The organism is Leptospira fluminis (genome assembly GCF_004771275.1).
Taxonomy (GTDB): Bacteria; Spirochaetota; Leptospiria; order Leptospirales; family Leptospiraceae; genus Leptospira_B; species Leptospira_B fluminis.
Map to the genome: position 1 here is coordinate 45,775 of NZ_RQEV01000016.1, position 11,956 is coordinate 57,730.

The window sequence follows — 11,956 nt, forward strand, 5'->3', positions numbered from 1 at the left end:
AAAAGAGAGACAGGCTTACCTTCGATTTGTTCCCTGAACGAAAGGCCTTCCTATGAAATCCGTATCTCCGCAAAGAACCGATGAACTCGTCTCGTACCGCCGCTTCATACACAAACATCCTGAATTGAAATACGAGGAAAAAGGTACTGCAGATTTTGTCGCAAAACACCTGGAATCCTTAGGGTATTCCTTCCAATCCGGCATCGCCAAAACGGGAATCGCCTGTCTCGTGGATTCCGGAAAGCCCGGAAAAACCCTTCTCGTTCGTGCGGATATGGACGCCTTACCTATATTCGAAGAAAATAAAGTAGAATACGCCTCCATCCATGAGGGAGTCATGCATGCTTGCGGGCATGATGCTCATACTTCCGTGTTAATGGGTCTGGCCTCGGATCTGAAGGAAAATCCCGCGAGCATCCTTCCGAAAGGAAGAATACTGTTGGTTTTCCAGCCTGCGGAAGAAGGAGGTCAAGGGGCCGACAAGATGATAGAAGAGGGTATCCTGGAAAAATACGGCGTAGACGCCGCCCTCGCCCTTCACGTATGGAATCACATTCCCGTCGGAAAAATCGGAGTCGTGGACGGACCCATGATGGCCGCGGTGGACGAATTCATCGTTACCGTCCGAGGGATTAGCGGACACGGTGCGATGCCCCAGCACACCGTGGATCCGATCCTAGTAGGATCTCATATCGTCACCGCCTTGCAAAGCGTCGTTTCCAGAAACACGGATCCCTTGGATTCCTGCGTGGTTACTGTGGGAGCCTTTCATTCCGGCCAAGCGTTTAACGTAATTCCGGAAACGGCGGAACTCAAAGGCACCATACGAACTTTCACCAAGGAAATGTTCGATCGCGCTCCTCAATTGTTCCGTAAGGTTGTGGAAAATACTGCGGCCGCTTTCGGCGCCTCCGTCGATATCCGGTACGAAAGGACGAACGCGCCTACGATCAATCACCCTTCCGTTTCCTCCATCGTCCGACAAGCCGCAGACCGTATTTTAGGTCCGGGTCACGTCACCGAAGAAGGAGCTAAGACGATGGGAGGAGAGGATTTTTCCGCATTTTTAATGAGAGTCCCGGGATGCTATTTTTTCGTAGGATCTCAGAACGAAAGCAAAGGTCTCGTCCACCCGCACCACAGCTCCAAATTCGATTTCGACGAATCGGCTCTTCCGATCGGATTGTCCGTTTTGCGGGAAGCGATCCGGCTCTACCTGGAATCGCACTAAGCGACCCGATCCAATCCGAACAGCGCCGAAGGCCGGGAGAGACGATCCTTTTCCAGTTCCAGCAAAGCGTTCATAAAACCGCTGACGGAAGTGCCGTGTCCGTAAGCGAGGCAGGCTGATTCCCAATAATCCCGAAAATCCACACATATCCTTTTACGGGAATCGTTCCGCGCGAATTTCCGGAACTCCCATTGCGACAACCTGCCCCCCACTTTCCTGATCCGATACGATTGCAATAGATGGGAGTATAGAAATTTTGGATCCCCCGTTTTTCTTACGGCAAAATCCCAAAGCAAGGATAGATCGGATGAAACACGCAGATCGATTCTTCTTAAAACCTTCTTTCTAATCAAGTACTGGACGAACTTCTCTTCCATTTTCGGATCCTCCCGAAACGAGTCTATATCGCAAAAGATCGTCCGAATGCAAGGGGGTTTCCGGACGTCGGTCCGAATATTTCTTAAAAATAGTAGATAAAACGAAAAGGTAGTCTAACGCGTAAATTAGAAAGACATAATCTATCCGGAACTCAATCCCTCAGGGCTTCGATCTCTCCGATCTCCTTGGGAATTCCGGACGTAAGCACGATCGGAGTCTCTCCGTTGACAAGTACGTCGTCCTCTATCCTCACTCCGATTCCCCGGAATCTTTCCGGAATGCTCTCGTCGGAAGGATCAAAGTACAGTCCGGGCTCTACGGTGACGACTAACCCGTTTTGCATGGGTTTGCTTTTTCCGTTTTCGAAATAACGTCCTACGTCATGGACGTCCATTCCTAAATAATGTCCCGTGCGATGCATATAAAACCGTCTGAATTCCCCTCTTTCGATCAATTCGGAAAGTTCTCCTTTCAGAAATCCGAGGTCCTTCAGCCCTGAAGCCAATGTGCGAACCGTCTTCTCATGAACGAAATTGAATTCGACCCCAGATTTCGTATTCGCGATCGCTTCTTTCTGCGCGAGGAGCACCAGTTCGTAGATCGTTTTTTGCTCGCTCGTAAATTTCTTACCCGCGGGAAATACTCGAGTCACGTCCGCAGTGTAATAATCCTTTTCCGCGCCGCTATCCACCAGTATTGCGTCCGTTTCTCCGATCCTAGCCCGATTGCTGGTATAGTGCAGAATGGTTGCGTTCTTTCCCGCAGCCACGATATGCCCGTATCCGCCGCCCCAAGCTCCGAGTCTAAGGTATTCCGATTCCAGAATCGCTTCCAGTTCGAATTCGAACATCAGAGGCCTGGTTTCCCTCATCAGCCTTTTGTGTCCCGCAGCGGTGATCTCGGAAGCTTCCTTTAGTTTTTCGATTTCCTCCGGACTTTTGATCATTCTCATTTCATGTAGAAAATTCGGAATCTCCCATCTTTGCGGGCCGAATTTTCCTTCCCGCAAGCGCAGATTCAGGGTGCTTATCAAATCCAGAAGCTTCGTGTCCCGCTCCCTGTCCTTTCCGAAAAAATGATATAGGGTGAACTGGTTCGTCAGGATCTCGCAGATCCGGGAATTCCAGTCGCTCAAATCGAAACTATCATCCAGTTCCAAACGGCGGCCGATCTCCTCCTTTCCCAAACGGATTCCGGTCCAGATTTCCCGTTCCTTATCCTTCGGTAAGGCGAAATGAGCGGAATGATTCCGGCGAAGAGTCAAGATTCCGTCTTCCTCTTCGATTCCGGTTAGGTAATAATAATCCGAATCTTGGCGAAATTTGTATTCCACATCGCGGTTGCGAATCTTCAGATTTGCGGCGAAAAGGAGAAGGACCTCCCCTTCCTTTAGAAGATTTTGAACCGATCGAATCCGTTTTCTAAAAATGCTTTGGTCCATAACTACCTACTTATTAGACGAAGTGCTTCTCGGACGATTCGATTCGGATCCTGTTCCAACATGCAACGAAAGTGTTTCTCGGGACAAACCTTTCCTCCGTGTATCCCGCAAGGCCTGCAGTACAATCCTTCGATTTCCGAAATAAAAGAGCGAGTAGCCAGAGGAGTGTAACCGAAATCCGGAACGGTAGCCCCGAAAACGGCCAAAGTGGGAATGTCGAACGCGGAGGCGAAATGAATCGGAGAAGAATCGTTAGTCACGAGTAACGCGGCTCCCGCAGTCAGATAGGACATTTCCGGAAGGGAAGTTTTGCCCGCGAGATTGAGGGCAAAACCCTTTCCCACCTCTTCGCAGAGATCTAGATCGCCTTTTCCGCCGGCCAGAACGACGGGCATTCCCGTTTTTTCGGACAACGCAATGCCGACTTCCCGGAATTTTTCGGCGGGCATCCGTTTCGTTTCCCATACGGAAGAAGGGGTCATCAGAATATAACCCCCTTTTTCAAGTTTCCAAGATTTTAAAACGTTCCGGATTCCGCTGACGGATTCTTCCTTCCAATACAGTTCCGGTCTCCTGTCTATCGCCTTGCTTTCCTCTTCCGAATACAAAAGGGAAAGCAGCTTGTCCACTTCGTGAGGACCTAGGATAGGCCTGGACTTTTTTTCGGTAAGTAAAAAGGAGAACCCGGCGGTCCGATAACCGATCCGGATCGGAGCACCCGAGCTCCAAGCGAGAAGAGAGGAACGGAAGGAAAAATGAGGGGAGAGACAGACGGTAAAATTCCTTTTCCTTAGATCGGATGCGAATCTCCAAAAACGCAGGAGAGAGGACTTTACGGATTTCTTATCCAAGGGAAGGATCTCGTCGATCCAAGGATTGGCTTCGAGAACGGATTCCGTTCCTTTGTTTACGATCACGGTCAGGGAGGAATCCGGAAATTTCTTCTTTACCGCCCGAAACAAGGGGGTCGTAAGGATCAGATCCCCCAGGAACGCAGTTTGTATCAAAAGAATCTTTTCCTTCATTCCGCTGACTTGAAAATTTTCCGTTTCGTTTCGGATCCTACGGACTTTCGACCGGACTCTTTCCTTTTCTAATCTTCCGACCGCAAGATGGTGGCGAAATTGTTGATTCCCAATCCGCCTATGGAAAGAGCCAAACCGGCTCCATACGTTTCCCGATTCATCAAGAAAAACAATTCCGCAATCTGTGCCAACCCGGAAACTCCCACCGGATGCCCTCTGGTTTTCAAACCTCCGGAAGGGTTGATCGGCAACCTTCCCCTCTTATCCGTCACACCTTCCACCACGTATTTCAACGCTTTTCCGCGGGGAAACAATCCGGCATCCTCCGCTCCGATCAGCTCGAAAGGAGTGAATGCATCGTGCAATTCCGCGACTCTGATCTCGGAAGGGGTCAGATCCGCCTCCGAGTATGCCTGTCGAAACGCCTCAACGGAAGCCGGAAAACTGGTTCCGCCCGGTACTCCGCTTACGTGGCCCGTTCCGTGACCGGTTCCGGCCAGGAATATTTTGGCGTTGTCTCCGGGAATCCGGGAAGAGTCCGATTCCAAAAGCAAGGCGCAACATCCGTCCGACAAAGGGGAAATGTCGTAAAGACATAGAGGGCTGGAAAATACGGGAGAGGAGAAATATTCCTCCTCGTTTAACTCTTTTTTAATATGGGAAATCGGATTTTCCAATCCGTTATCGTGAAGCTTTTTGGAAAGATAATACAGATCCTTTCTGGTATATCCATAATCGTGCATATACCTGGTCGTCGTCATTGCTCCGCCCTGAGCCATGGACATGGCCAACCTTCTCTGGCTTTCCGAAAGCACGGAACCCAAAAGTAGATTGTTCTCCTCTCTCGGAAGACGGCTCATGATCTCCGTGGCGATCAACAAACCGCGACGGAACTTACCGGAAAGTATCAGATAACGAGCCAAGTGTAAGGCGGATGCTCCGCTGGAAGAAGCGGTCTCTGTTCGAACAACGAACAGGTTCGGCAACCCCAGACTCTCCTGGATCTTTGCCGGGAGAAAAATCTCTCCCGTATATTTTTCCGGAGCCATGGCTGCAAAAACCAAAAATTCCGGGCGAAATTCCGGATGATTCTTAAGCAAGTGATTCGCAGTCTCATGGGAAAGGGACCGATAATCCGAGTCCGATTTGCCGAATCGACTCAAAGTTGCGTCCAGAATATAAGCCCGAATCATCCTTCCTACAAGGGAACCGAAGCCACGTTCACAGAAAAGTCAAAAAAGAGCAAAGGCGGGAGAAGGCAGGAATAGCGCTTTTCAAAATAGGGCCCGATCGTTTATAGTGATAAATTGGAGGAGAAACACGTGAAAGGCAACCAAGAAGTCCTCGAAATCCTAGCAGAAGTACTCTCCGCCGAACTGACTGCGATCAACCAGTATTTCATTCACGCAAAAATGAATAAAAACTGGGGCTACGAAAAGCTGGCAGATTATATGAAAAAAGAATCCATCGAAGAGATGCACCACGCTGATCAGGTGATAGAGCGTATTCTCTTTTTAGATGGAGTTCCCGACTTACAAAGATACATGAAAATCAACGTGGGAAAGGACATAGAGAGCATCCTGAAAAACGATCTGGATGTGGAATATTCGGCCGTAGACCGTCTCAACCGTGGAATCGAAATTTCCACTAAAAACAAGGACAACGGTACCCGTGAATTGCTTGAGAAGATCCTCGTATCCGAGGAGGAGCATATCGACTGGCTCGAGGCCCAGCTCGAAATCATCAAAACCATCGGGGTCCAAAATTACTTGGCCCAACAACTTTCCTAGACATTGTTTCCTAAAAAATCCGTGAATAAAAAAGGCCCCTCCTCCCGCTCCGCAGGAAGGGGCGCAGGATCCTCCGGTCCTTCCAAAAACAAACCGTTCCGCTCCGGAAATAAAAACCGAACCGACAGAGAGGAAGAATCCGGATCCTTCCGTGCCAAGGAAGGAAAACGCACTTCTGATAAAAAGCCCTTCCGCTCCCGAGAAGAGGGAGAAGAAAAAAAACCGTTCCGTCCAAGAGAAGAAAGCAAAGAGCGAAAACCGTTTCGCGCTCGGGAAGAAGGCAAAGAACGTAAACCATTTCCTCCCAAAGAAGGAAGAGACCGGAAACCGTTCCGTGCTCGGGAAGAAGACAGAGAACGTAAACCATTTCGACCTAGAAACGAGGATCGGAAACCTACCTCTTCCTCCGGCCGAGGAAATCGAGAAGACGGAAACAGAAAGCCCTTTCGCCCGAAAGAGGAAGGGAACGAACGAAGACCCTTCCGACCTCGCGGAAACGGCGACTCGGAATCTAGAAACGAAGGTCGCAGGCCCTATTCTTCCTCCGGTCGTGACGCTAAAAAAGACGGAAACAGGAAACCGTTTCCTCCCAGAGAAGGAAGAGATCGAAAACCGTTTCGCCCTAAAGAAGAGGGGAACGAACGAAGACCTTTCCGTCCTCGGGGAGACGGCGATTCCGGATCTAGAAACGAAGGTCGCAAGCCCTATTCTTCCTCCGGCCGTGACGGCAGAAAGGATGGAAATAGAAAACCGTTTTCTCCCAGAGAAGGAGGAGATCGGAAACCGTTCCGGACTTCGGAAGAAGGATCACGGGAGAACCGCAAACCGTTCCGTTCCGGCGGTGGAAATTACGGAAATGAAAGGGAAGAACGCACTCCTTTCCGTTCTCGTTCCGGCAACGGAAACAGGGAAGGCGGCAACCAAAGGCCGTATCGTTCCCAAGAGGGGTCCGGATCTCCAAGAGGACGTTTCGGCTCTAGGGAAAACGGAACTCGGAAACCGTTCGGTTCTCAAAGAGGAAACGAATCCTTCGGGAACCGTCATGGGTTTTCCTCATCGGACGAGGATCGTTACGAGGACGTAAGATCCGGTTGGAATTCCGCTAAACTTTCCTTAAGCGAATTCGACAGACCGGAAAGTCTGACATTCCACGCCTCCTGCGGAGACGGTCTCGCATTCCTATTAAAGGAAGAAGTGGAAGAAGCCGGTTTGGAAGTCATTTCCGAAAACCGGGGAGGAGTATTCTTCAAAGGTCCGGTCAAAAAAGTGAGGGACTTCTGTCTCGGCTCCGGGATCGCTTCCGGAATCAGCTTCGAGCTGTCTTCCTGGAGCAATATCAAGGAGCCGGACGATCTCTACGAAGTCGCCGCGATGTACCCGTTCGAAAAACTGCTTTCTCCGGGAACACGTTTCAGAATCGACGCGACCACCAAGGACAATCTTCCGGATTCGCGTTATGCGACATACCGATTGAAGGACGCTATCTTCGACAGATTCCGGGCCAAAGGACTGGATTTGCCCGAGGCGGACAGGGACGAACCGGAAGTTTTGTTTTATCTTCGTTCCAGAATGGACCAGGCGAAATTATTTTTGGCTCTCCACGCACAACCCCTCCAGCGCAGAGGACATGAAAGGCAAGGAGGAGAAGCCCCTCTTCGGGAAACTCTGGCACAGGCTCTCTTGCGTTTCTCGGGCTGGAAGGAAACAGAAGCGTTGTACGATCCCTTTTGCGGATCGGGCACATTGCTCATAGAGGCCGCCCTTAGACTTCGAAACAAGGGTTGGGTGAATTACCGAAGCCTTTCAAGATCCACGATTTTTACGAGACTCTTCGGTTCCTTTAAACCGAACGAAACCGGCTCCCAAAAATCCGGCCCCCTCCTTTTCGGATCCGACGTTTCCGAGGAAGCGATCGAATTGGCAAAGGAGAATGCAAGGGAAGCGGGCGTGTCCGACCTGATCCACTGGGAAGTCTTTGCCGCACAAAATCCCCCGTCGGACTTTCCGTTCCGGGAAGGTAAAATCGTCACCAATCCTCCTTATGGAATCCGGATCGGATCCAAGGAAGAGGTCGCGGAACTCTACGAAAACTGGGGAAAGACCTTAAAAGAAAGATTTCCGTCCACGGACATCGCCTTGGTTTCCGGAGATCCTTCTCTACTCGGCCATCTCAAATTAAAATCGGCCAGAGAGCAATCCGTTACGATCGCGAAGTTGAAGGGAAAATTGGTCGCCTATCATATCGATTGAGGAAGAGCCCGGGAGAAGATGAACCACCAGGAGATCCTGCTTAAACTTCTGGAAGTTACCGAAAATTCCAAGGACAGCTTTCAGTTTCTGAAATTGTTCCGCTCTTTGGAACCGGAAAAGTTCGCCGTCATTCACGCCGGGGCGGAAGCTCTGGCGGAATCGGCCGAAGCTCTATTATACAATCTGAAACTTCTCCAAAAGCTGGAACTCTTTCCGGTAGTGGTCCTAGAAAAGGAAGGGATTTCGTATGCGAATCTATTCTACCGGTCCCCTACCCTACCCAAAACCACTCTAAAGGAATTCAAGGAGGACCATCTCGAAGATGTACTTCCTGGTTCCCATAATCTTCCCGCAAAATGGTTCCGTGATCCTTCTCATTCCCTCGAGTCCGTTCGCTCCGCGATTTCGGAAAGAAAAATCCCGGTATTCGTCACGGATCTAGGCGGTTCCGAAATACACTCTTATCTTGCGAACCTCGGCAAGGAACTAAAATCGAAAAAACTGATTCTTTTGACCCCTCGTGGAGGAATTCATTCCCCGGACGGTAAAAAAATTTCCATTTTGGACGTACATTCCAAGGAACAAGTATCGCAAGAAGACGAGCCCCTTCGCAAAGAAGCGGATCGTATATTCACACTCGTTGGGGATCCGAATTTCCACATCGCGGTCGCATCCGCACCCAGTCTTTTAAAGGAACTTTTTACGATCAAAGGGAGCGGAACCCTATTCAGACAAAAGAATCGTATCGAACACCATTCCTCTGCACGGAATTTGGATCGGGAAAAACTGAACAATCTGGTCGAAGAAGCCTTCCGTAAAAGATTGAAACCCGGATTTTGGAAACAGGATTTTTCGGCTATACTTTTGGAATCCGCTTACAAAGGCTGTGCCCTTCTACAAAACACTCCTTGGGGAACCTTCTTATCCAAATTTGCGGTGAACGAAATCGCGAGAGGAGAAGGAGTCGGAAGGGATATCTGGGACGAAATGCTTTCCCGTCATCCTAAGATTTTCTGGAGAGCCAGATCCGAAAACACCATCTCGAAATGGTACGCGAAGGAATGCGAAGGGTTGCAGAAAGAAGGAATCTGGATTTATTTTTGGATCGGTCTGGAAGACAAAGAAATTCCCGAAGTATGTTCCTATTTGCGAAGCCTACCCGTGGATTTGGAATCTTCCGAAACCGCAATTCCGACGAATCGACCATGAACGAAAGGATTTTTCTGTACGACGGAGACTGCCCGTTCTGTTTCCGACTGGGAAATTATCTAAAAAGGAACTGCCTGGATACCTCCATACAATTCCGATCTTTTCGGGAATTCCAAGAACAGGATTTGCGGAAACTCCACCCTAGTTTGGGGACGGAAGTCGCCCAAGGCAACGTCCAATTGATAGACAAGGGAATCAGGTATCCGGGTTTTTTTGCGGTTCGCAGACTTTCGCATTCTCTCCGCGGTTGGAGGTGGTTTTCCTTATTCCTATATCTGCCCTTCGTTCCTCTGTTAGGAGTGGTAGTAATGAGTCTGCTGAAATCGCTTCGAAATCCCGGGCATTGATTTATCGCTCACATCTCTTAACCGGAAACAATAAGAGGCGAAACCCTTTGTAGTCCTTCGTAAAATAGAAGCCTCGCGTCCAAGGCCTGAACCATCCCTTCCCGAACCTGGTCCCTTTTTTCGGAATCGGTCGCGACCGTTTCTATCAACGCGAACATCTTTTCCGCGTGGGATTCGTCCGCTTCCAGATTTACCTGAAAGAATTTACCCTCCGGCAGGGGGATCCTCGACTTCAATTCCCGATAGGAAGCGAACATCCTACCGTATTCCAGCTTGAGAAGGTACTCGTTCGCGGGTCCCAAAGCGCCTAACGCCGAATAAAAGTCGGAATTTACGATACGTCGCATGATCGACAGATAAGAGGACGTCTCGGGGAGAAGATCCGCTTCCGAGACCGTCTCTCCCATTTCGGATAAGAACCGACGCAGAATGGAAACGTGCGCCTCATCGGGTTTTCCTTCCCCTAATTCCTCCCAAATGTTCTGGGCCAGAACGATTTTCGATTCCACCGAATCAGAGAGAGCCGCCGCGTAAAGGAACCAATTCACAAAGGCTACGGAGACGAAATATTCCTGTTTGAGCCAAAGAGTTAGATCCCTTCTATCCATCCTCCGCTCCCTTTGTTCCAACCAATGATTCGCTGTCAAAACGGGATGCCTTCCCACTTCGACGCTCAATTCTTCCCGAAATTTTCCTGTCATAAACCTTCTAAGATTTCCCTGCGAGATTGATTTTTTGCGTATAAAAAACGTGCTTCCTGAAACTCGATTCTTGCTATCTCCAAAAGTTTTGCGAGCAGGGAAGAATAGTCGCCGAAAGATTGCGAATAACAGATCGGGAAACTGCTATAAAAAGGGGAAAGCCCCGGAGTCGAATTCCATTCCAGAAAATTAGGACGACCCCCTTCGTCGGCTTTCCAATCCAAGCGGACCGCACCGCTAGTGCCTACGAATTCGCAGAGTCGCAAGGAATGCTCTCGGATTTTTCTGGAGATTGTCGGATCGGAATCGAATCGGATTTTTTCCGGCATATGAGATTTCGTCTTGGTTTTCTCTCCGTAAACGTTCTCTTCCGCTTCCTCCAGGGAAATGCGACCCACCTCGCTGGCTCGATATCCGACGGAAGGGGAACCGATTACGGCAAGGGTCCATTCCGTGCCGGGAAGAAAGACTTCCCAGATCCAGGAAGTCCTACTCCTCTCTTCCGTTCCGAGAAAGGAGTTCAGATCCGACTCTTTTTGCACACGGTTTTCCTCTCCGATTCCGAGACTGGATCCTTCGTATCTAGGCTTTATAAAAATCGGATATTTCTCCGAAGTCGGAAGCACGCCTTCCCGGCCGGACCCGCAGATTCCCCAGTCGGCCGTAGGGATTCCCAGGGAAGATGCCACCATTTTAGAGGTATGCTTGTCCAAACTCAGAATCTGAGAATGAGCGTCCGAACCCGTATGAGGAAAGCCGAAATATTCCGCAACCGCAGGAAGCCAAGCTTCCCTATTTCTGGAAAGATACCCCTCCACCAAATGAAATAAAACCGGTCGCTCTTCGAAAGGAGTCGTAGCGTTTTCGGCAAGAAGCCCGAGAAGATGGGAGGGAGAAGGCACGATTCTAACCGTTTCGCCTAATGTCTCCAGGGTTTGCCGAATGAATTCGACGGATTCCGAACTTTCCCATTCCTGGACCAACTTCCGATCCAGATTCGAATCCGCTATGTCTGCCACCAAAAGAACCGAAGGCCGATCCCTTTCCATTAGGCCCCTCCGTTTTTCGGAAGGGAAACTCCCTTCGAACTCGAGTAGGCTTGATTCTTTACGGAATCCCAAACGGAATCTTCTAGGATCGGATATAAATTTTCATACCCGCTTTCCGGAGGCTCGGGACTCAAGTGGAATGTTCCCCTGACGGCGGATCGAAACACATGATTTCGCGTTGGTCGATGATAACCGAGATACCAATTGGGCCCAAGGGTCACTTTCCCTCCCCCTCCCGGCAGATCCGTCACGAATTGCGGAATCCCCATCCCCCCCAACTTTCCACGCATATATTCTAATATTTCAATTCCCTTATACAACGGGGTTCGAAACCCTCGGGAACCGGGAATCAATTCCGGATCGTACATATAGTAGGCCCTTACGCGTAACTCTAGGAGTTTTTTATGCAGACGGAGCATGGTTTCTCCGTCGTCGTTGATCCCTTTCAGAATCACGCACTGGTTCCCCACGCTTACCCCCGCCTTGATGAGATTCAGAACGGCATCTTTGGCTTCAGGAGTGCATTCTTTTTCAT

General features: G+C 49.8%; 12 protein-coding genes and 1 pseudogene. 6 read left to right on the forward strand and 7 right to left on the reverse strand.

Going from position 1 to position 11,956, the window contains the following annotated elements; genetic code table 11:
• The first annotated feature begins 52 nt into the window (after positions 1-52).
• Positions 53-1,231: a M20 metallopeptidase family protein gene (locus tag EHO61_RS15470; RefSeq protein WP_135814471.1), complete on the forward strand. Its 1,179-nt coding sequence runs from the start codon at positions 53-55 to the stop codon at positions 1,229-1,231.
• Here EHO61_RS15470 and EHO61_RS15475 read toward each other — a convergent pair.
• The 4 genes from EHO61_RS15475 to EHO61_RS15490 form a co-directional block, all read right to left on the reverse strand.
• A complete protein-coding gene (locus EHO61_RS15475; protein ID WP_135814472.1) occupies positions 1,228-1,608 on the reverse strand; it encodes a hypothetical protein in 381 nt (126 codons plus the stop codon). The genes EHO61_RS15470 and EHO61_RS15475 overlap by 4 nt on opposite strands.
• 152 nt (positions 1,609-1,760) lie before the next feature.
• On the reverse strand, positions 1,761-3,050 hold the full coding sequence (locus EHO61_RS15480; RefSeq protein WP_135814473.1) for an aminopeptidase P N-terminal domain-containing protein: 1,290 nt from the start codon (positions 3,048-3,050) through the stop codon (positions 1,761-1,763).
• 2 nt (positions 3,051-3,052) lie between these two features.
• Complete coding sequence (locus tag EHO61_RS15485) at positions 3,053-4,075, reverse strand: glycosyltransferase family 9 protein (protein WP_135814474.1); 1,023 nt, start codon at positions 4,073-4,075, stop codon at positions 3,053-3,055.
• A 68-nt stretch (positions 4,076-4,143) separates the two neighbouring features.
• Entirely contained in the window at positions 4,144-5,268 is a 1,125-nt protein-coding gene (locus tag EHO61_RS15490) for a thiolase family protein (RefSeq protein WP_135814475.1), read from the reverse strand.
• A gap of 129 nt (positions 5,269-5,397) precedes the next feature.
• Between EHO61_RS15490 and bfr the strand changes: the two genes are divergently transcribed.
• The 5 genes from bfr to EHO61_RS15510 all read left to right on the forward strand — a co-directional run bounded on the left by bfr (position 5,398) and on the right by EHO61_RS15510 (position 9,671).
• Positions 5,398-5,865 carry a bacterioferritin gene (gene bfr / locus EHO61_RS15495; protein WP_135766552.1) on the forward strand — a complete coding sequence of 156 codons (468 nt, stop codon included), beginning with the start codon at positions 5,398-5,400 and terminating at the stop codon, positions 5,863-5,865.
• Between the two features lie 151 nt (positions 5,866-6,016).
• The gene (locus EHO61_RS17260; protein WP_167884890.1) at positions 6,017-6,949 is read left to right on the forward strand and encodes a hypothetical protein; all 933 of its coding nucleotides are present in this window, start codon (positions 6,017-6,019) and stop codon (positions 6,947-6,949) included.
• A gap of 56 nt (positions 6,950-7,005) precedes the next feature.
• Positions 7,006-8,115: a THUMP domain-containing class I SAM-dependent RNA methyltransferase gene (locus tag EHO61_RS15500; protein WP_135814486.1), complete on the forward strand. Its 1,110-nt coding sequence runs from the start codon at positions 7,006-7,008 to the stop codon at positions 8,113-8,115.
• Between the two features lie 18 nt (positions 8,116-8,133).
• On the forward strand, positions 8,134-9,324 hold the full coding sequence (locus tag EHO61_RS15505) for an acetylglutamate kinase (RefSeq protein WP_135814476.1): 1,191 nt from the start codon (positions 8,134-8,136) through the stop codon (positions 9,322-9,324).
• A complete protein-coding gene (locus EHO61_RS15510; protein ID WP_135814477.1) occupies positions 9,321-9,671 on the forward strand; it encodes a DCC1-like thiol-disulfide oxidoreductase family protein in 351 nt (116 codons plus the stop codon). The genes EHO61_RS15505 and EHO61_RS15510 overlap by 4 nt, the downstream gene beginning before the upstream one ends.
• Positions 9,672-9,688: 17 nt before the next feature.
• On the opposite strand, the gene EHO61_RS15515 is transcribed toward EHO61_RS15510, so the two are convergent.
• From EHO61_RS15515 to EHO61_RS15525, 3 genes and pseudogenes are all read right to left on the reverse strand, one after another.
• Positions 9,689-10,372: an iron-containing redox enzyme family protein gene (locus EHO61_RS15515; RefSeq protein WP_135814478.1), complete on the reverse strand. Its 684-nt coding sequence runs from the start codon at positions 10,370-10,372 to the stop codon at positions 9,689-9,691.
• Positions 10,369-11,421 (reverse strand): D-alanine--D-alanine ligase family protein, encoded by a 1,053-nt coding sequence (locus EHO61_RS15520; RefSeq protein ID WP_135814479.1) that lies wholly within the window; start codon positions 11,419-11,421, stop codon positions 10,369-10,371. The genes EHO61_RS15515 and EHO61_RS15520 overlap by 4 nt, the downstream gene beginning before the upstream one ends.
• Positions 11,421-11,956 (reverse strand): annotated as a pseudogene (locus tag EHO61_RS15525) (KamA family radical SAM protein); the annotation flags it as partial. The gene EHO61_RS15520 and the pseudogene EHO61_RS15525, both read right to left, overlap by 1 nt.